This window comes from Bordetella flabilis, assembly GCF_001676725.1.
Classification (GTDB): domain Bacteria; phylum Pseudomonadota; class Gammaproteobacteria; order Burkholderiales; family Burkholderiaceae_B; genus Bordetella_C; species Bordetella_C flabilis.
Map to the genome: position 1 here is coordinate 431726 of NZ_CP016172.1, position 19460 is coordinate 451185.

15 protein-coding genes are annotated in these 19460 nt (G+C 64.8%); 8 read left to right on the plus strand and 7 right to left on the minus strand.

Going from position 1 to position 19460, the window contains the following annotated elements:
- Nucleotides 1–17 precede the first annotated feature (17 nt).
- A complete protein-coding gene (locus BAU07_RS01935; protein WP_198168907.1) occupies nucleotides 18–1511 on the minus strand; it encodes an aldehyde dehydrogenase in 1494 nt (497 codons plus the stop codon).
- 127 nt (nucleotides 1512–1638) lie between these two features.
- Between BAU07_RS01935 and BAU07_RS01940 the strand changes: the two genes are divergently transcribed.
- Entirely contained in the window at nucleotides 1639–2550 is a 912-nt protein-coding gene (locus BAU07_RS01940) for a LysR substrate-binding domain-containing protein (RefSeq protein ID WP_066653358.1), read from the plus strand.
- A gap of 13 nt (nucleotides 2551–2563) precedes the next feature.
- Here BAU07_RS01940 and BAU07_RS01945 read toward each other — a convergent pair whose 3' ends face one another.
- From BAU07_RS01945 to BAU07_RS01955, 3 genes are read right to left on the minus strand one after another with little or no spacing between them, the layout of a single operon-like run.
- Nucleotides 2564–3397, minus strand: a complete 834-nt coding sequence (locus BAU07_RS01945; RefSeq protein ID WP_066653359.1) for an alpha/beta hydrolase — start codon at nucleotides 3395–3397, stop codon at nucleotides 2564–2566.
- Nucleotides 3398–3399: 2 nt separating this feature from the next.
- Nucleotides 3400–4869 (minus strand): NAD-dependent succinate-semialdehyde dehydrogenase, encoded by a 1470-nt coding sequence (locus tag BAU07_RS01950; RefSeq protein ID WP_084025109.1) that lies wholly within the window; start codon nucleotides 4867–4869, stop codon nucleotides 3400–3402.
- Nucleotides 4866–6101 (minus strand): iron-containing alcohol dehydrogenase, encoded by a 1236-nt coding sequence (locus tag BAU07_RS01955; RefSeq protein ID WP_232338228.1) that lies wholly within the window; start codon nucleotides 6099–6101, stop codon nucleotides 4866–4868. Before BAU07_RS01955 ends, BAU07_RS01950 begins: the two co-directional genes overlap by 4 nt.
- A 143-nt stretch (nucleotides 6102–6244) precedes the next feature.
- Here BAU07_RS01955 and BAU07_RS01960 point away from each other — a divergent pair, with 143 nt between their 5' ends.
- The 5 genes from BAU07_RS01960 to BAU07_RS01980 all read left to right on the plus strand — a co-directional run bounded on the left by BAU07_RS01960 (nucleotide 6245) and on the right by BAU07_RS01980 (nucleotide 11190).
- The gene (locus BAU07_RS01960) at nucleotides 6245–6928 is read left to right on the plus strand and encodes a GntR family transcriptional regulator (protein ID WP_066653365.1); all 684 of its coding nucleotides are present in this window, start codon (nucleotides 6245–6247) and stop codon (nucleotides 6926–6928) included.
- Complete coding sequence (locus tag BAU07_RS01965) at nucleotides 6925–8559, plus strand: sugar ABC transporter ATP-binding protein (protein WP_066653368.1); 1635 nt, start codon at nucleotides 6925–6927, stop codon at nucleotides 8557–8559. Before BAU07_RS01960 ends, BAU07_RS01965 begins: the two co-directional genes overlap by 4 nt.
- Complete coding sequence (locus tag BAU07_RS01970) at nucleotides 8525–9514, plus strand: ABC transporter permease (protein WP_157121924.1); 990 nt, start codon at nucleotides 8525–8527, stop codon at nucleotides 9512–9514. The genes BAU07_RS01965 and BAU07_RS01970 overlap by 35 nt, the downstream gene beginning before the upstream one ends.
- A gap of 120 nt (nucleotides 9515–9634) precedes the next feature.
- Entirely contained in the window at nucleotides 9635–10546 is a 912-nt protein-coding gene (locus tag BAU07_RS01975) for a substrate-binding domain-containing protein (protein WP_232338229.1), read from the plus strand.
- Nucleotides 10547–10602: 56 nt separating this feature from the next.
- Nucleotides 10603–11190: a DJ-1/PfpI family protein gene (locus tag BAU07_RS01980; protein ID WP_066653372.1), complete on the plus strand. Its 588-nt coding sequence runs from the start codon at nucleotides 10603–10605 to the stop codon at nucleotides 11188–11190.
- Between the two features lie 63 nt (nucleotides 11191–11253).
- On the opposite strand, the gene BAU07_RS01985 is transcribed toward BAU07_RS01980, so the two are convergent.
- From BAU07_RS01985 to BAU07_RS01995, 3 genes are read right to left on the minus strand one after another with little or no spacing between them, the layout of a single operon-like run.
- Complete coding sequence (locus BAU07_RS01985) at nucleotides 11254–12780, minus strand: efflux transporter outer membrane subunit (protein ID WP_232338230.1); 1527 nt, start codon at nucleotides 12778–12780, stop codon at nucleotides 11254–11256.
- Nucleotides 12770–15940, minus strand: a complete 3171-nt coding sequence (locus BAU07_RS01990) for an efflux RND transporter permease subunit (RefSeq protein WP_066653373.1) — start codon at nucleotides 15938–15940, stop codon at nucleotides 12770–12772. Before BAU07_RS01990 ends, BAU07_RS01985 begins: the two co-directional genes overlap by 11 nt.
- A 9-nt stretch (nucleotides 15941–15949) precedes the next feature.
- The gene (locus BAU07_RS01995) at nucleotides 15950–17191 is read right to left on the minus strand and encodes an efflux RND transporter periplasmic adaptor subunit (RefSeq protein ID WP_232338231.1); all 1242 of its coding nucleotides are present in this window, start codon (nucleotides 17189–17191) and stop codon (nucleotides 15950–15952) included.
- Nucleotides 17192–17442: 251 nt separating this feature from the next.
- Between BAU07_RS01995 and BAU07_RS02000 the strand changes: the two genes are divergently transcribed.
- Together BAU07_RS02000 and BAU07_RS02005 are read left to right on the plus strand one after the other, a co-directional pair.
- Nucleotides 17443–18003, plus strand: coding sequence for a TetR/AcrR family transcriptional regulator (locus BAU07_RS02000; RefSeq protein WP_066653376.1), 561 nt, complete (start codon nucleotides 17443–17445; stop codon nucleotides 18001–18003).
- 221 nt (nucleotides 18004–18224) lie between these two features.
- The gene (locus BAU07_RS02005; protein ID WP_066653381.1) at nucleotides 18225–19256 is read left to right on the plus strand and encodes an alpha/beta hydrolase; all 1032 of its coding nucleotides are present in this window, start codon (nucleotides 18225–18227) and stop codon (nucleotides 19254–19256) included.
- Nucleotides 19257–19460 lie beyond the last annotated feature (204 nt).

Here is a 19460-nt window from a genome sequence, read left to right on the forward strand (position 1 = left end):
GCGGCTATGTCGGCGGATCAAGACGCGATCCAGACCGCCTTCCAATCCATGTATTTGTCGAAGGCATGCAAGGATTTGTCCCGTCCGAAGCCGGATTGCTTGAAACCGCCGAACGGCGCGGACATATTGCCACGGTCGAAGCAATTGACCCAGACGACGCCGGCGCGCAGGCTCTGCGCTGCCCGATGGGCGCGCCCCACGTCGCCCGTCCATACCGCAGCCGCAAGCCCATAGATGGTGTCGTTGGCGATGCGGATCGCCTCGTCGAAGCCGGTGACGGTAATGGCCGACAGCACGGGCCCGAAGATTTCGTCCTGTGCGATGCGCATGTCGTTGCGCACATCGCCGAACACGGTCGGCTCGATGAACCATCCACCGCTGTCCACCCGCGCCGGATTGCCGCCCAGGACCAGCCGTGCGCCGTCCGCTCGGCCGGCGTCGATATAGGACATCACGCGCTCGTGCTGGACCTGGCTGACGATGGCGCCCATCCGGGTCGCCGGATCCAGCGGATCGCCGGGGACCAGTTCGCGGCCCACGGCCGCGATTTTCTCCAGCAGGGCGTCGCGGATCGGCGCCTCCACGATCAGCCGCGAGCCGGCATTGCAGACCTGACCGCTGTTGTTGAAGATGCCCAGCGCCACGGCGCGCGCCGCGGCGTCCAGGTCGGGGCAGTCGGCCAGCACGATGTGCGGGCTCTTGCCGCCGCATTCCAGGCCGACACGCTTGATGTTGGACTGGCCGGCGTATTGCATGAATAGCTTGCCCACCTCGGTGGAGCCGGTGAAGCCCACCGCGTCCACGTCCATGTGCAGGCCCAATGCGCGGCCAGCGGTTTCGCCATAGCCCGGGAGCACGTTCAGCACGCCGGGCGGTAGTCCGGCCTCCATCGCCAGGCCGGCGATGCGGATAGCGGTCAGCGGAGATTGCTCCGCCGGCTTCAGGATCACCGAGTTCCCCGCGGCCAGCGCCGGTCCCAGCTTCCAGGACGCCATGGATAGCGGGTAGTTCCAAGGCACGACCGCGGCGACCACTCCTAGCGGCTCGCGCAAGATCATGGTGGTCATATTGGGGGCGGAGGGCGCCATTTCTCCGTACAGCTTGTCGATGGCCTCGGCATACCACTGGATGCAGGTCGCCGAACTGACGATGTCGCCGTTGTAGGCGTTGGCGATGGGCTTGCCGACATCCAGCGACTCCAGCAGCGCCAGTTCCTCGCGGTGCGCCATCATCAATTCAGCGAGTTTCAGCAGAACCTGTTTGCGTTCGGCGGGCGCCCGGCGCGACCAGACCCCGGATTCGAAAGCGCGACGGGCGCTGGCGACGGTGACGTCCACGTCCTCGGCATCGCAGGCGGCGATCTGGGCGATCGCCTGGCCCGTCGCCGGATTGATGGTGGCGAAGGTTTTTCCGGATAGTGCCGGACGGTACTGTCCGTCTATGAAAGCGCGCCATTCGGGCGTGCATTGCGCGGCGCGCGCCGCCCACTCTGTTTTGCCGGGGATGTTCAAGGGCCATTCCTCCCAGGTGGTGTCGCGCCTGGCGCGACTGGAATGCTTGCAGTGTAGGAAGCTCAACTCATAATATCCAATACAGGTTTGGCAGCTTCTTCCTTCCAAAAAGTTATGGGGACCAGCGATGCTCAATGTGCGCCACCTGGAAATCTTCCGCACCGTGGTCCAGACCGGATCCGTATCCGCCGCGGGGCGCATGCTGTATATCTCGCAGCCGGCGGTGACCAAGACGCTGCGCCTGCTGGAAGGCGAATTGGGCCTGACGCTGTTCCAGCGCGTGAAGGGACGGCTGGTGTGTACCCCCGAGGCCGACGCCTTGATGCCGGAGGTCGAACGCCTGTTCGGTAGCGTGGAATCGGTGCGTCAGGCGGCGCTGGAGATCCGGCAGGGCGTGCGGGGCCGTATTACCGTGGCTTCGGTATCCACGCTATCGATGTCCGTGGTGGCCCAGGCGGTACACGTGTTCCACCAACGGCATCCGCAAGTGCAGTTCGACGTGCGGGCGCTGCCCACCCGCCATGTAATCGAGTACGTGGGGACCAGTCAGGTCGACATGGGCATCGTGGATGTGCCGACGCCGGCGACCTCGCTGGAAGTGGAGGAGATCTGCAAGAGCGAAGTCGTGTGCGTCCTGCATCGCGATCATCCCCTGGCACGGCATGCCAGGCTGACCCCCGAGCTGCTGGCCGCCTGGCCTATCATCACCTTCGCCGACGATACCTTCACCGGGTTCCGTCTGCGGGAAGCATTTCGCGATTGCGGCGTGGCCTACGAGACCGCGCTGGTGTCCAACAGCACCGGAACGCTATGCGCGATGGTGGAGGCACTGAATGCGATCGCGCTCGTCGACCATTTCATCCTGATGACCTCGGCTTTTCCGCAACTGGTGATGCGGCGCTTTCATCCCCGCATCGACATGCGGCCACGCTTCCTGTTTTCGCCGATGCGACCGCGCTCGGCCATCGTTGCGCAGTTCGCCGACGAGATTCGGACGGCGGCGCGCCGGGCGGTGCGGCGCCTCGGACGGACGGATTAGCAGTGGGGCGAGCTCAATTTGCCACGAGGTCCGCGAGACAACGGCCCGAAGGGCTCTCGGGGTCGCCCAATGCAAGGACTACCGTGAGATGGTTCAGACCGGCCTCGACCCGGAACTGTCCGTCATGAACCGTGCGCCCCAACAATGAAGCCAACTGTCGACCCTGCGTGTGGAACGGCGCTGTATCCCTTTCACTGACCATCACGATACGCCGCGGGCCATGAAGCTGGCGGGAGGCAAGGGGCGACCATGCCGACGCCTCGGCTGGGGTCATCTTCGCTTCGCTCTTCAGGAAACTGCCCGGGATGTCTGTCAGGTCGTAAATGCCGCTGACCAGCAGCAGCCCGCGCAGCGCGGGCAGATCGGGCAGAGAGCTTTCTTCCGTCCCGATCGCGGCCAGGTAGCTGGCCAGGTGCGCTCCCGCCGAATGGCCGCTGGCAGTGAGTCGCGTGGCGTCGGCCCCCAGGTCCGGCGCCATCGCGACCAAATGCCGGACGGCCGCGCGGACCTGCGCGACGATAGCGGCCAGCCTTGTGTCGGGCATCAGGTCGTAGGTGACAAGGGCGGCAATACCGCCCGCGGCCAGCACGGGCGCGGCGACCAGCCAGTGATCATCCTTGTTGCCCGAACGCCAATAGCCGCCGTGGATGAACACATGGAGCGGAGCGCCCTTCGCGATACGGGGCGGGAAAACGATGTCCATCCGTTCGCGCGCGCCTGGACCGTAGGACACGTCCCGTCGCATATCGACCCGCTTGGCGAATTCCCGGGACCGCGCGGCCGTCTCGGCGATGATCGCGTCGAAATCCGGGATGAAGTCACGGTTGCGATAGAGGTCCTGGGCCATGTTCAAAAGTCCACCGCGAAATACTTCGGCTCCATGAATTCGAGCACGCCGGTCAGGCCACCTTCGCGCCCGAGCCCGCTTTGCTTGACGCCGCCGAACGGCGCGGCGGGATCGGACATTATCCCGCGGTTGATCGCTATCATGCCGCTTTCGATCGCCCGGCCGACGCGCAGCGCGCGCGACAGATCGCCGGAATAGATATATGCAGCCAGTCCATACTCCGTATGGTTCGCCAGCTGGATCGCTTCGGCCTCCGTCTTGAAACGATAGACGCTCGCAACGGGTCCGAAGATCTCCGCATGCGCGATCTCCGCGTCCAGGGGCACATTGTCCAGGACCGTGGGCGGGTAGAAGTAACCGCTGCCCGGCAGCGGTTTTCCACCTGTATGCACGCGAGCGCCCTGTGCGATCGCTCCCGAGACCAGGCGGTCGATCTTCGATACGGCGTTGGCCGTGATCATTGGCCCCACCTGGGTTGCTTCCGCGAGGCCGGAACCGACCCGAAGCGCCGCCATCCGCTTCGTCAGCCCGGCGACAAAGGCGTCGTGTATGTCCGATTGGACGTAGAAGCGGTTGGCCGCGGTACAGGCTTCACCCGCGTTGCGCATTTTGGCGATGATCGCGCCGTCCAGGGCTGCTTCCAGATCCGCGTCGTCGAACACCAGGAATGGCGCGTTGCCTCCCAGTTCCATCGAGCACGAAACCACGGTCTTTGCCGCCTCGGCGAGCAATACGCGGCCGACCTGGGTCGACCCCGTGAAAGAAAGCTTGCGCACGCGTGGATCGGCCAGCATGGCGTTGGAAACGGCAGCGGGTTGCGTGGTGGTCAGTACGTTCACCACGCCGGGCGGCACGCCCGCCTGCGCGCCAAGCCGCGCCATCGCATAGGCGGTCAACGGAGTTTCGGACGCCGGTTTCAGTATTACCGTGCAGCCCGCCGCCAACGCAGGGCCGATCTTTCGCGTGGCCATGGCGGCCGGGAAATTCCACGGCGTGATCAGCAGCGCGATCCCGATGGGCTCGTGGTCGACGAGAATATGGTTGGCGCCGGAAGGCGCATGGCGGAATTCGCCCTGGATGCGCACGGCCTCTTCCGCATACCAACGGAAGAACTCGGCGGCATAGGCGACCTCGCCCCGAGCGTCGGGAAGGGCCTTGCCGTTTTCCAGCGAAATCAGGCGCGCCAGTTCCTCGGCATGGTCGGTCATCAGCTGGAACCAGCGCCGCAGGATGTCGGCCCGCTGGCGAGCAGGCGTGGCACGCCAGCCCGCGGCTGCCGCGTCGGCGGCATCGACCGCGCGCAATGCGTCCGCGACGCCGGCGTCGGCAACGTCGGCCAGCACCTCTCCGGTGGCCGGGTCCACGACCGGGATGCCGCTGCCGGGTAGCCATTCGCCGCCGATATAAAGACCCTGCGCATGAAGTGCAGGGGAGTCATGGCGCTCGGCCGCTGGCGTGATATCCCGTCTCATTTGCTCTCCATTCCACCTTGTTCGATTGTGTCGGCCGCGCCCGAAAAAGAGGCAGCCAGAAGTTTCCGCATGTCGTCGCGGTCAAGCGGGCGGGGGTTGTTGTGGATCAGCCGCTCGATGCCGCAAGCTTGGTCGGCGACCCATTCCAGTTGATTTTCGTCCAGCCCCAGCTGGGCCAGCGTGGACGGAATCCCGATGCGGGCGAACAAGGCCGCGATGGCAGGAATCACGGCGGCGCTGTCGGCCAGACCCATGATCGCGGCCATTTGCGCCAGTTCGGCACCGATCACGGGCCGGTTCCATTCCATGACCCACGGCATCAGGCACGCCACGCCCGCGCCATGCGCGGTGTGGGTCAACGCGCCGACGGGATATTGGATCGCATGGGCCGCGGCCGTGCCCGCCACGCCAAAAGCCAGTCCTGCGAATGTCGCACCCTGCATCACCTGCGACCGCGCCGCGAGGTTGTTGCCGTCCGTGCATGCAGCCTCCAGCCCTTGCCATAGCAGCGAAATCGCGGTCAGCGCAAACTGATCCGACAAGGCATTCTTTCCGATGAACACCCGGTCTTGCGTCAGGCCGGGAGTCAGCTCGCGGCGAGTAGCGGTTAATGCCTCGATGGCATGAGTCAGCGCGTCGGCGCCCGCGATGGCGGTCAGCGCCGACGGACACGTCAACGTCAGCTCGGGGTCGCAGATTGCCGCCGTTGGAATCAGATACGGGCTGGAAATGCCGACTTTGAGCGCGCGCTCGTTGTCCGACAGGACGGCGACAGGCGTGACCTCGGAGCCCGTACCGGCGGTGGTCGGCACCGCGATCATCGGCAGGATCGGACCCGGCACCTTCAACTCGCCGTAGTAATCCTGCGGTCGGCCGCCATGGGACAGCAGCAACGCCATGCATTTGGCCATGTCCAGGCACGAACCGCCCCCGACGCCGATGACGACGTCCGCGGCGAAATCGCGGGCAGCGTCGGCAGCCAGGATGGTGGCTTCCACCGGCACGTCGGGCAGGGTGCCACTTTCAATCCGTACTGCCAGGCCAGTTCTCTCCAGGTCCGCGGCCATGGCCTGGAAATCCGGGTCCGCGGCAAGGCGCTGATCCGTGACCACCAGCGCCCGCCGTCCCAGCCGCTTTGCCACGGCGCCCAGCGCCGCGCGCTGCCCAGCGCCGAATATCAATTCGCGTGGCGATCTCATCGCGCCGAATTGCATCATCAACAGTCCCCTCATTGTGTTCGTTACGGCCGACGCGTTCGTCTACCTGCCGGCCACTTTCAGGATCATATCGTATAGGATATTTTATTTGACATGCGATAGGATATTTGCCACCATTTCGCCGTGTCAAGGTCAACCTACGGAGCGTCCCCCGCAAAATGGCTGTGCAAAGAGAAATCCTGGAGGGGGCGTTCGTGCGCCGGCCAAGCGTGGTGGATGGTGTCTACGACAGCATCTATGAACGGCTGATGTCGCTGGCCATCGCACCCGGGGCCCGCATTCCGATCGACTTGATGGCGCGGGATCTCAACGTTTCGCAGACGCCGGTACGTGAAGCGCTTTCGCGGCTGGAGCGCGAAGGCCTGGTCCACAAGGCGCACCTTATCGGCTACAGCGCGGCGCCGCAGCTGAACCGCAAGCAATTCGAGGATCTATTCAACTTCCGTTTGCTGGTCGAGCCGGAAGGCGCACGCCTGGCCGCCTTGAATATGACTCCTGCAGCGCTGGCCCATATCGAGGACATCGCGGCCGACATGGCGGATGGCGCGACGCCGGTGGATCGGACCAGCCGCTATTCGCGCTTTGCCCGTATCGACGCGCATTTCCACGACGAGATCATGCGGATCGGCGGAAACGAAGTTATCCGCACGACACTTTTCAACCAGCATGTGCACCTGCACCTCTTCCGCCTGATGTTCCACAGCCGCGTCACCCAGGAGGCGCTGGAAGAGCATGAAAACCTGCTGGCGGCATTCCGTGCCGGCGATGCGGCTGCTGCGCAAACCGCGATGCGCGATCACATCCTGTGTTCGCGTGGTCGCCTGATGTCGGCTTTCGAATGAACGCCTTGGCTGCCTCGCCCATATCGGCCGACGCCCCGGCGGCGGCAGAAGAGTCTTGCCATCCCGCGCTTGCCGCGGTGGGGCTGGCCAAGGCCTACGGTCCGATCACCGTGCTGTCCGATGTCACGCTCGATATCCACGCGGGAGAGGTTCACGCGATCATCGGCGAAAACGGCGCGGGAAAATCGACGCTGATGAAGCTATTGTCCGGCTATGTACCGCCCACCGCCGGGCATTTGCTCATGCAAGGGCAGCCGATCGATTTCGCCGACGCCGCGGCAGCGGAGGCCGCCGGCGTGGTGCTGGTGCATCAGGAAATCCTCCTGGCGCCGGATTTGACCGTCGCGGAGAACCTGTTCCTGGGCCGCGAGCTGACGCGCGGCATCATGGTGGACGATCGCGCCATGAACCGGCGTACCGCCGACGTGTTGGCCTCTGTCGGCGCGCATTGCAGCCCGCGGGACCTCGTGGGCGACCTGCCATTGGCGCAGCGGCAACTGGTACAGATCAGCCGGGCGCTGCTGCAGCCGCGCCAGGTGGTGATCTTCGATGAACCTACCGCCGTCCTGGCCAACGACGAGGTCGCGGCGCTCCTGGGGGTAGTTCGTCGGCTGAAAGCCCAGGGGGTCGCGGTTCTGTATATTTCCCACCGCCTGGACGAGGTCGAGGCGCTGGCGGACCGCGTTACCGTATTGCGCGACGGCAAGATGATAGGCACGTGGCCCGCGGCGGACCTGTCGCAGCGCCGGATGGCCGAGCTGATGGTCGGTCGCCAACTCGACGTGCTGTATCCACGGAAGCGCCCAATGCCGGCGGGCGACCCTCTATTGGTTGTCGAGCGTCTGTCGGTCGATCATGGCGCGGTCGAGGCAAGCCTGATGGTTCGCCCTGGCGAAGTGCTTGGTATCGGCGGCATGATCGGTTCCGGCCGGACCGAACTGTGCGAGGGGCTGATGGGATTGCGGCCCGCCAGCGCAGGCCGGATAGCGCTCGCCGGACGCGCTGTCCCGCATCTCTCCGTCAGGGCATGGCGAGAGCTGGGCCTTGTCTACCTGACCGAAGACCGCAAGGGCAAGGGCCTGCTGCTGGACGAGCCGCTGGCCCCGAACCTGACCCTCCAAGCCCTGGATCGGATCCATCCGCGTCTTGCGCTGGATTACGCCAAAGAGGCCGGGGCACTGGATACCGCGGTTCGTGACTACGACATTCGCGTCCGCTCGGTCCACTTGAACGCCGGGCAGCTGTCCGGGGGGAACCAGCAAAAGCTGCTGCTGGCCAAGGTGATGATGACCGACCCTTCAGTTGTCATCATCGATGAGCCGACCCGCGGCATCGATATCGGCAACAAAAGCCAGATCTACGACTTCATCGACCGCCTGGTTCGCGCGAATAAAGCTTGCATCATGATCTCCTCGGAACTGCCAGAGCTTGTCGGACTCGCGGATCGGGTTCTGGTGATGCGCGCAGGCCGCGTCGCGGCCGAACTCACCGGCGATCAGATTACCGAGCAAAACGTCGTCTATGCGGCCACCAGTGCCAGCGCGTATGGGGTGGACCCGCGAGACCATATAGCCATAAAACGGGGAGGAGACCAGGATGACAAGCGCGGCGACGAATATCGGGATAACTAAGGCGCCACGGCAAATCCGTTGGGCCGCCATGGGCCCATTCATCGCTCTGGCGGGAGTGGTGCTGGCCGGCATGATGCTGAACTCGAACTTCGCGACCGGAACCAATATCGCGAACGTCGTCACCCGATCGGCTTTCATTGCGATCATCGCGGTGGGCGCAACCTTTGTGATCTCATCGCGCTGCCTCGACTTGTCGGTCGGATCGATGATGGCTTTCGTGACCGGCATCATGATCCTGACGATGAACCGGTTCGTGCCGACGATGGGGCCGAACGCGATCATCGTCGGCGCGCTCGTGGGGCTGCTGGTCGGTGCGGGGTGCGGCCTGCTCAACGGCTTGATCGTAACCGTGGGCAAGATCGAACCCTTCATCGCCACGCTTGGCACGATGGGGATCTTTCGCGCGTTGATTACCTGGATGTCCGATGGTGGCTCGATCCCCATGGCGCGGGCATTGCGCGAACCATACCGGCCAGTCTATTTCGGCGATGTGCTGGGCATTCCGGTGCCAGTGGCCATTACATTGGCCGTCGCCCTGGCCGGTGCCTTCATCCTGTACCGGACCAAATATGGGCGCCGGTGCATGGCCACCGGTTCAAATGCCGATGTGGCGCGCTTCTCTGGCGTCTCGGTGACGAAGGTTCGCACCATTGCCTTTGTGATACAGGGGCTCTGCGTGGCGATTGCCGCGATCTGCTACATCCCCCGGCTCGGCGCCGCGACACCGACAACGGGCCAGTTGTGGGAACTGCAGGTGATCACCGCCGTGGTGATCGGCGGCACCTTGCTGCGGGGCGGCAAGGCCCGGATCTGGGGAACCCTTGCGGGGGCATTGATCCTGGAGGTGATCGCGAACCTGATGGTGCTGTCCAACATGGTCTCGGAATACCTCGTTGCCGCCGTGCAAGGGGTGATCATCATCCTCGCCATGCTGGCGCATCGCTTCATCAAATAACCGCCACGAGGAGGGGTGGAGGGTTTCGGGAGGAGACACGACATGAAAACCATAACCAGGAGAGAAAAGATGACGTCCATAACAAAGCGTGCGCTTGCGATACTGGCCGCGGCCAGCCTTATGGCGCTCACCGCGACCGGTGCACTGGCGCAGGACAAGAAGACAATCGCCGTTTCGATTCCGGCGGCCACCCACGGCTGGACGGGGGGCGTGGTGTATCACGCGGAACAGGCCGCGAAAGAGATCAAGGCCGCATTCCCGAATATCGACGTCGTGGTGAAGACGTCGCCTTCCGCGACAGCGCAGGTGTCGGCGCTGGAAGACCTGTCGGCAGGCCGGAAACTGGACGCACTGGTCATCCTGCCCTTTACCTCTGAGGAACTGACCGGCCCTGTTGGACAAGTGAAGGCCCGCGGCGCCTTCATCGCGGTCGTGGATCGCGGCCTGACCGACCCGACGATCCAGGACCTATATGTCGCGGGCGACAATATCGCCGTCGGCGCGAACACCGCGAAATGGCTGGCGGGCAAGTTGGGCAACAAGGGGAAGATCGTCGTGCTGCGCGGCATCCCGACCGTCATCGACGACGAGCGCATCAAGGGTTTCACCGATGTCATAAAGGGCACCGACATCAAGATCCTGGACATCCAATATGCCAACTGGAATCAGGATCAGGCCTTTACCCTGATGCAGGACTATCTGGCCAAATATCCGCAGATCGACGCCGTCTGGGCCAATGACGACGACATGCTGCTTGGGGTGCTCGAAGCGATCAAGCAATCCGGCCGCAAGGAGATCAAGTATGCGCTGGGCGGCAACGGCATGAAAGAGGTGATCGAGCTGGTGAAAGCGAAGAATCCGGTCACCCCCATTTCTACGCCCTATCCGCCGTCGATGATCAAGTCGGCGATATACATGACGGCAGCCCAGCTCAGTGGGCAGGCGCCGATGCGCGGCAACTTCAAGCTGGATGCACCGTTGATCACGCCCGAGAACGCCAGCCAGTTCTATTTCCCCAACAGCCCATTCTGATGACAGGGGCCGGGCATCGTCCCGGCCCCGCGATAACAGCCACGAAGGAGGACAACATGAGCGGCAAGAAGATCCTGATGCTCTGCGGTGAGTTCACCGAGGAATATGAAATCTACGTTTTCCAGCAAGGCATGGAGGCTGTCGGCCATACCGTCCATGTCATCTGTCCCGACAAGAAAGCGGGCGAGATGATTCAGACGTCGTTGCACGACTTCGAGGGTCACCAGACCTACATCGAGCGATTCGGCCATCTGGCCGAGATCAACAAGACTTTCTCCGAGGTGAAGGTCGAGGAGTATGACGCAGTGTATTGCGCGGGCGGCCGCGGACCGGAATACATCCGCACCGACAAGCGGATCCAGGCCATGGTGCGCCACTTCCACGACGCCAGGAAGCCGATCTTCACGATATGCCACGGCGTGCAGATACTGGTCGCCGTAGAGGGCGTGATCCGCGGAAAGAAGGTGGCCGCGCTGGGCGCGTGCGAGCCCGAGGTGATTCTCGCGGGCGGCACCTATATCGACGTGAAGCCGCACGAAGCTTATGTCGATGGCACGATGGTATCGGCGAAAGGCTGGACCGGGCTGGCCGCTTTCATGCGCGAATGCATGAAGGTGTTGGGAACGACCATTACGCATTCGTAAGCCGCGAGCACGGGTCGCTTCAGGCGCCCCGCCGGGCAGCCTCGCCGCGCCCGTGTGTCCCGGCTACTTCGACGCCACGGCGCCCGTTGCCTCGGGCGGCAGGTCCCAGCCGCCACCGAAGGCGCGGTATACGCCGATGGCCGAGCGCGCGGCGTCCACGCGCACGCTGTCGAGGTTGTCCCGCGCGACCAGCAATTGCCGGTCGGCGTCCAGCACATCGGTAAGCGTGATGGCGCCTGCCTTGTAGGCCTTTACGGAAAGGTCGCGGGCACGCGTCAACGCGTCGACTTCGTCGGCCAGTTCCTGCCTGCGCACCTGCGACTGGTTCAGCGCCGTAACGGCGTTCTCGACGTCCTCCGCCGCCCTGAGCACGGTCTTGCGGTACAGGGCCAGCGCTTCCGCATAGCCCCCCCGCGCCTGCTTGACCTCGGCATCGACCTTGCCGAAGTCGAACAGGCGCCAGCGCAGCCCCGCCGTGCCCAAGGGCTGGAAAGAGCGGTTGCGGAACAAGCCATTTGTCGTGATGCTATCGAAGCCCAGCACGCCCGATAACGAGAGCTTGGGGTAGTAATCGGAGATCGCCGCGCCGATCTGTTCATTCGATGCGGCCAGGGTACGTTCGGCGGCGATCACATCGGGCCGGCGTCGCAGCACGTCGACCGGGCTCGGTATGTCGGCCATCGCGGGCAGCGGCGGGATGTCGACCTTATCGTCCAGGATCGAGGCATAGGTGCCGGGTTGCACGCCGAGCAGCACGTCCAGCCGGTTGAACTGGGCCTCCAGGGCCGTCCGCAGCAGCGGCACCGTCGACCTGGCCTGGCTGAGCAGCGCCTGCGCCTGGGCGATCTCGCGATCGTCCGCGGCGCCGAGCTTGCGCCGCAACTTGACCAGGTCCAGCAGACGGCTGTCGGTTTCGATCTGGTCCAGGGCCACGTTGATACGCGACTGGTAGCCGCGGATCTGCATGTAGGCGTCGGCCGCATCGGCCGCCACCGACACGCGGGTTCCGATGTGCTCGGCTTCGGCGGCCTGCGCCTGGGCCAGGGCCGCGGCCGCGTTGCGGCGCAGCCCGCCGGCCAGGTCGATCTCCCAACTGGCCACGGCGCCCACGGTGTATTCGTGCTGGTTTCGGTCGAAGCCAGGGAAAGTCCGTGCGATGGTTCCCAGGGGACTCTGCAGGCTTTGCCGCAAGGCGGTGGCCGAGGCGGTGGCGTCCACGGTGGGGAGCAGGGCCGCACCGCTGGCCTGCGCCACCGCGCGCGCCTGTTCGACCCGCGCCAGGGCAGCGGCCAGGTCCAGGTTCTGGGCCAGTGCGTGCTGGACGATGGCAACCAGCTGCGGGTCGCCGAACCCCAGCCACCAGCGCTCCAGGGGCGGTGGCGCCGCCTGGGCGCGGCTGGCCGCGGCATCCGCCTGCGGCCGGCTATGGAAAGGCGCAAGTTCCGCGTTCGGCTTGACGTAGTCGGGACCGACCGCGCAGCCGGCCAGGGCGAGCGCGAGGCCCAGCCCGGCAAGCGTGATGGCCGGGCGGCGCGCGCGAGGATGGCCGTGGGGTGTCGATTGCATGATGTCCTGGCCCTTAAGGAACATGTTTTTCCAGCGATGCGTCGTCAAGGGCTGGCTTGGTGCGGCCGAATCGGCGGATGAAGATGTAGAAGGCCGGCGTGAACAGCAAGCCGAACGCGGTCACGCCCAGCATGCCGAAGAACACGGCCGTACCCAGCGACTGGCGCATCTCGGCCCCTGCGCCGGTGGCGATGGTCAGCGGCAGTACGCCCAGGATGAACGCCATCGAGGTCATCAGGATGGGCCGCAGCCGCGTGCGTGCCGCGTGCACGGCCGCATCGACTGCCGTGGCGCCCTCGTCATCCTGGTGCTGCCGGGCGAACTCGACAATCAGGATCGCGTTCTTGGCGGCCAGCCCGATAAGCACCACGAAACCGATCTGCGCCAGGATATCGATGGGCAGACCGCGCGCCGACAGACCGGTCACCGCGGCCAGGATGCACATCGGCACGATCAGGATGATGGCCAGCGGCAGCCGCCAGCTTTCATACTGGGCCACCAGCACCAGGAAGCAGAACAGGGCCGCGGCGCCGAACACCAGCATCGTCGGCGTGCCCGCCAGCTGCTGCTGGAAGGCCAGCTCGGTCCATTCGAAGCCGATGCCGCGCGGCAGGATCTCGTGCGCCAAGGCTTCCATGCGGCCCAGGCCGGTGCTCGATGCGACGCCCGGTGCGACCGCACCCTGCACTTCGGCGGCCGGATACAGGTTGTACCGCGGCACCCGATAAGGGATGGTGCGGTCCTCGATGGTCGCCACGCTGCCCAGCGGCACCATGTCGCCCGCGGCGTTGCGCGTTTTCAGGCGCGTGATGTCGTCGGCATTACGCCGGAAATCGCCGTCGGCCTGCACGATCACCTGGTATGTCCGCCCCAGGTAGTTGAAGTCGTTGACATACTGCGAGCCCAGGTACACCTGCAGCGTGGAGAACACGTCGGTGGGCTTCAGGCCCAGCTTCTCGGCCTTGACGCGGTCGATGTCTGCATAGATCGAGGGCGAGCCCGCATTGAACAGCGTAAAGGCGCCCGTCAGGGCCGGATCCTTGTTCGCCGCCGCGACCATCTTGTTGGCTGCGTCCACCAGCGCCTGGGGGCCCAGTCCGGCGCGATCCTGCAGCATCATCTTGAATCCGCCCGCATTGCCGATGCCCTGCACGGGAGGCGGCGGGATCGTCAATACATAGGCATCCTTGATGACCGACAGGCGCCGGCGCAGGTCGGCCAGCACGGTGTTCGCGTTGACGCCGGGAATCTCATGGTTGTACAGGGACGGCAGGCCGGTGAACACGGTGCCGGCATTCGACGCGAACGTATTGGTGGTGGCATCCAGGCCCACGAATGGCGCCGAGTGCTCGATGCCGGGCGTGCCGAGCGCGATCTCCGTGACCTGCCGGACCACCTGTTCGGTGCGGGCCAGCGAGGCGCCGGGCGGCAATTGCACGATGGTGATCAGATAACCCTGGTCCTGTTCCGGAATAAAGCCGGTCGGCGTGCGCGCCAGTTGCAGCCCCGTCAATGCGATCAGCCCGACATAGACCACCAGCACCAGGCCCAGCACGCGCGCCATGCGGCGGGTTAGGGTGCCGTAGCCGGCGGACATCCGGTCGAAGCCGCGGTTGAATTTGCCAAAGCCCGCGTTCAGCCAACGACGTGCGGGCGTGCTCGCAGGCCCGCCTTCGTCGCGATGCTTGAACAGCACCGCGCAAAGCGCCGGACTGAGCGTCAGCGACACGATGCACGAAATGATGGTGGAGGCGGCGATGGTGACGGCGAACTGGCGGAAGAAGATACCCGATATGCCGCTCAGGAAGGCGGCCGGCACGAACACCGCGCACAACGTCAGCGCAATGGAGACCAATGCCCCGCCCACCTCATCCATGGTGCGGTGAGCGGCCTCGGTGGGGGAGAGCCCGCGGTGGATGTTTCGTTCGACGTTCTCGACCACCACGATGGCGTCGTCGACCACGATCCCCACCGCCAGCACCAAACCGAACAGCGACAGGTTGTTCAGCGAAATACCGAAGAGGTCCAGGACGATGAACGAGCCCAGCAGCGAGATCGGGATCGCCACCACCGGGATGATGGTGGCGCGCCAGTTCTGCAGGAACAGGAACACCACCGCCACCACCAGGATGATCGCCTCGATGATGGTGCGCACCACCTCGTCGACCGATTTGCCGATAAAGATCGTCGGGTCGTAGATGATCTTGTAATCGACTCCGGTGGGGAACTCCTTCTTCAGGTCCTGCATCGTGCCCAGGACGCCGTGCTCCACATCCAGCGAGTTGGCTCCCGGCTGCGCGTAGATCAACAGCGCAGCCGCGTCATTGCGGTCCATGAACGCCGTGGACCCGTAGTCGGCCGCGCCGACCTCCACCCGGCCGATGTCGCGGATGCGCGTGATCCGGCCCTGGCTATCCGACTTGACCACAATGTCCTCGAATTCCTTCGGCGTTGTCAGCCGCCCCAGGACTTCGACATTGATCTGGTATGCCTCGGGCCGCGGCGTGGGCGGCTGGTTCAGGACCCCCGCCGAAACCTGCAGGTTCTGCTGGCGCAGCGCGGCCAGGATCTCGCTGGCGTTCAGGTTATTCGCGGCGGCCTTGTCCGGATCGATCCAGATGCGCATGGCGTAGTCGCGCCCACCCACGAACTGCACGTCGCCCACGCCAGGGATGCGCGCCAGCGTGTCCTTGATATGCAGGGTCGCGTAGTTGGACAGGTACAAGGTGTCGCGGCTGCTGTCCGGTGAATAAAGATGCACCGCCAGCAGGATGCTGGGCGTGGACTTGCGAACCTGGACGCCCAGCCGTTGTACGTCCTCCGGCAGGCGCTGGAGCGCATTCTGGACGCGGTTCTGCGTCAGGTTCTGCGCCACATTCAAATCCGTACCGATGCGGAAGGTGACGGTGATGGTGAGCTTGCCGTCGCCGGTGGACTGGCTGCTCAGGTACAGCATGTTCTCCACGCCGTTGATTTCCTGCTCCAGGGGCGTGGCGACGGTGCGTGCGACGGTATCCGCCGATGCCCCCGGATAGGAGGTGGTCACCTGCACGGTGGGCGGCACGATCTCCGGATACTGCGAGACGGGCAGGACGAACAGCGCGCCCAGGCCCAGCAGGGTAAGAAAGCAACTGACGACGGTCGCGAAGCGCGGACGATCGATGAAGAAATGAGCGATGCGCATGATGTGTGGTCAGTCCTTGGCGGGACCCGCGCCCGTCGTGATGGCGCCTGCCTTGGTATTGACCTTCGCGCCGGGCGTGGCATACGGCAGTCCTGCGATGATGACCCGGTCCTGTTGCGAGATGCCGCTGGAGACCACGCGCAGTCCATCGCGCAGGTCTCCCACCTGGACCACCCGGGGTGTCACCACATTGTCCTTGTCCACCACCATGACGATGTGCTGCGATTGGTCCGGCAGCACCGCCGCATCCGGCACCAGCAAGGTCGTGCTGGGCTGGTCGATGTTCACACGGACCCGGGCGAACTCGCCCGGCGTCAGCTGCATCCCCGGATTGGGCACCGTGGCGCGTGCGTGGATGGTGCCGCTGGCACGGTCGATCGCGTTGTTGATGAAGTCGAACTTGCCACTCCGCGTGTACTGCTTGTCGCCGGCCAGGGCCAGTTCGACGCCGTCAGCGCCCTTGCCGGGGTTCGCCGCGCGATAGCGCATCAGGCGCTGGTAATCCGCCTCGCTCAGGTCGAAATTCAGGTAGATCGGGTCCAGCGACACCAGCGTCGCCAGCAAGGTGGTGGGACTCGTGGCGGCGCGGCTGCCGGCCACCAGATTGCCCACCGACACAAGGTGGTTGCTGATGCGGCCCGTGACGGGCGCCAGGATACGGCAGTGGTCGAGGTCGAATTGCGCGTCGTCCACCGCCGCGCTTCCCGCGGCAACCTCCGCCTGCGCGACCTGCCGATCGGCACGCCTTTGCTCCACGTTCTGCACCGTGCCGGCGCTGCCCTGTTCGAGCGCCTGGGCGCGGCGCAATTCGCTGTTGGCCAGCACCAATCGCGCGTTGGCCATTTCCAGTTGGGCCTTGGCGCGCGCCAGGCGGATCTCGTAAGGCTTGGGGTCGATGGTAAACAGCAGGGCGCCTTGCTGCACGACGTCGCCATCACGGAAGTGGATGCCCGTCAGTGTGCCGCCTACCTGCGGCCGAAGTTCTACCTGATTGACAGCGGAGAACTGTCCCAGCACGCCCATCTGCGTTGCCAGTTGCCGCACCAGCGGCGTTGCCACGGTGACCTCGGGCAGGGCCGCCGGCACCGCGGCCTGGGCTTTGGTGGCAGGGAACAGATATGTCGCTCCCCAACCTGCGGCGACCAGCGCGCCCGCGGCCACGGCCCATGCCGTGATCCGCCGTGGCCTGTTTGGCGGCGGGAACTTCGCCCCTGCGGGGCCATCCTTGTTCGCTTGATGTTGTGCTTGCACTACCAGGTCCTCGCAAGATGCTCGGGGAACGCCATTGCGGTGGGCCGCAGGCGCATCCCGCCGAGTCAGCATCCGCCACCAGGGCTTCGCCGTATAGATGTTGATTGACCGCTATCCTAGCATAAAGATTTTGAACAACATCTAAATGGCGGGGCAGCGGGTTGTGCGTCTCCGACAAACGCCTCTTTGGTGGACTTTGGAATTTGCGCGTGCGCTTGACTTGTCTACCTTCTGGTAGATAGAATTCGATCATGGAAACGAAACCAGTCCGCGACCAACTGCTGGAACATGCGAGGGTGCTCCTGATGACACGGGGCTACCACGGCTTCAGCTATCGCGACCTCGCCACCCTTGTTGGGGTTAAAACGTCCAGCATCCATTACTACTTCCCAACCAAGGAAGACCTGGTGCTCGAAGCGGTGAACGCGTACAGCACCGACATGCTGGCCGTGGTACGGGCCATCGATGAAAAACAGTCCGCCGCAAACCAGTTGGACGAGTATGCCAGCGCGTTCGGCGCCTTGATGCACGACGGAGACCGTATCTGCCTGTGCGGCATGCTGGCCGCTGATATCGCAGCGTTGCCAGACAACATCCGGGACGCGGTGCAGGGTTTCTTCAAGGCCAACGAGACCTGGCTCGAGAAAGTGCTCGGGCGGGGCGAGAAGGACGGCTCCCTGCGCGTGTGCCCGGACCGTGCGTCGACGGCGCGCGCGCTGTACGCCGCCTTCCAGGGCAGCGTGTTGGCCAGCCGGCTGTTCGGGTCGCGGGCGCGGTTGAAGGATGTCGTGGCAAGCGTGAAGAAGGTGTAATGAAGCCGACGGGGTGGCACCCAGTGTGCAGGCCCCGCCGTATGGCATCGCGCTGATAAGCGCCGCGGCGGCTTGCAACAGGCGCCCGGCATGATGGACCGCCGATACGCCGGGCAACGTATCGGCCTCGCGTATCGGCCTGCGGCGGCGCGAGTCTTCCTTGTCCTTTTTTTTGGCCCCTTTGTCTATCTACTGATAGATACCCTCTGCGGAGAAACACCATGAATGCACCGAAGAAACTCATCCTCGCTGGCCTGCTTGCAAGCCTGTCCGCCAGCGCCATCGCCGCCGGCGGCGGCAAGGAGCAACAGCGTCCAAACGCAAAAGTGTCGGCCTTCCTGCAGGTGCTGAATGGCAGCAAGGGGCCGGCCATCGAAACGCTGTCGCCGGAAAAGGCCCGCGCGGTGCTGGTGGGCGCGCAGGAAAGCGTCAAGGTAGACCTGTCCGGCATCGAGGTCTCGGAGAAAACCATCACGCAGGACGGCATCGCCGTGCCGCTGACCATCGTCCGCCCGGCCGGTGTGGCGGGGACCTTGCCGGTGTTCATGTTCTTCCACGGCGGCGGCTGGATCCTGGGCGACTATCCCACCCACCAGCGCCTGGTGCGCGACTTGGTGGTGCAGTCGGGCGCCGTTGCTGTGTTCGTCAACTACGCGCCCTCGCCGGAAGCGCACTATCCCGTGGCCATCAACCAGGCCTATGCGGCCACCAAATGGGTCGCCGCCCATGGCCAGGACATCAACGTAGACGGCCGCCGGCTGGCCGTGGTGGGCAATAGCGTGGGCGGCAATATGGCCGCTGTCGTCAGCCTGATGGCCAAGGATCGCCAGGGCCCCTCGATCCGATTCCAGGGCCTGCTGTGGCCCGTCACCGACCACAACTTCCAGACTGGTTCTTACCAGGCGTATGAGAATGGCTACTTCCTGAGCCGTTCGATGATGCGCTGGTTCTGGGATGCCTATACCCGTGACGAGGCGCAGCGCAACGAGAAGTATGCGTCGCCGCTGCGCGCATCGCTCCAGGACCTGAAGGGTCTGCCGCCCGCCCTGGTCCAGGTGGCCGAGTTCGACGTACTGCGCGATGAAGGGGAAGCCTATGGCGCCAAGCTGGATGCCGCCGGCAACGAGGTCACCGTGACGCGCTACAACGGCACCATCCACGACTACGGCTTGCTCAACGCCCTGGCCGACGATGCCGTCACGCGCACTGCGCTCAAGCAGATGGCCAACGAACTGCGCACCCGCCTGCAATAACGCAGCGGAGCTTAGCGCGCCCGTCGCTGGCCCTTATGGAGTCGCGGCGGGCGCGGATGCGCTTTGGTGGGGTGCGCGTTGCGCTATCGTGCGACGAGCGCATGGGTGAGAGTGCGTGGCCTCGGCCGTATTACCGCGACAGGATGCGCGATGGGGCTTGTGAGTCGGGCCACAGCTCGAAAGCGCCAGGGAGCCGAACCGCAA

Bases quoted from the DNA above. Each gene is read 5' to 3' on its own strand.
- BAU07_RS01965 (WP_066653368.1), top strand. From the start codon at position 6,925: ATGAACGCCTTGGCTGCCTCGCCCATATCGGCCGACGCCCCGGCGGCG.
- BAU07_RS02005 (WP_066653381.1), top strand. From the start codon at position 18,225: ATGAATGCACCGAAGAAACTCATCCTCGCTGGCCTGCTTGCAAGCCTG.
- BAU07_RS02000 (WP_066653376.1), top strand. From the start codon at position 17,443: ATGGAAACGAAACCAGTCCGCGACCAACTGCTGGAACATGCGAGGGTG.
- BAU07_RS01980 (WP_066653372.1), top strand. From the start codon at position 10,603: ATGAGCGGCAAGAAGATCCTGATGCTCTGCGGTGAGTTCACCGAGGAA.
- BAU07_RS01970 (WP_157121924.1), top strand. From the start codon at position 8,525: ATGACAAGCGCGGCGACGAATATCGGGATAACTAAGGCGCCACGGCAA.
- BAU07_RS01950 (WP_084025109.1), bottom strand. From the start codon at position 4,869: ATGAGACGGGATATCACGCCAGCGGCCGAGCGCCATGACTCCCCTGCA.
- BAU07_RS01975 (WP_232338229.1), top strand. From the start codon at position 9,635: ATGGCGCTCACCGCGACCGGTGCACTGGCGCAGGACAAGAAGACAATC.
- BAU07_RS01960 (WP_066653365.1), top strand. From the start codon at position 6,245: ATGGCTGTGCAAAGAGAAATCCTGGAGGGGGCGTTCGTGCGCCGGCCA.
- BAU07_RS01940 (WP_066653358.1), top strand. From the start codon at position 1,639: ATGCTCAATGTGCGCCACCTGGAAATCTTCCGCACCGTGGTCCAGACC.
- BAU07_RS01990 (WP_066653373.1), bottom strand. From the start codon at position 15,940: ATGCGCATCGCTCATTTCTTCATCGATCGTCCGCGCTTCGCGACCGTC.
- BAU07_RS01985 (WP_232338230.1), bottom strand. From the start codon at position 12,780: ATGTTCCTTAAGGGCCAGGACATCATGCAATCGACACCCCACGGCCAT.
- BAU07_RS01945 (WP_066653359.1), bottom strand. From the start codon at position 3,397: ATGGCCCAGGACCTCTATCGCAACCGTGACTTCATCCCGGATTTCGAC.
- BAU07_RS01955 (WP_232338228.1), bottom strand. From the start codon at position 6,101: ATGAGGGGACTGTTGATGATGCAATTCGGCGCGATGAGATCGCCACGC.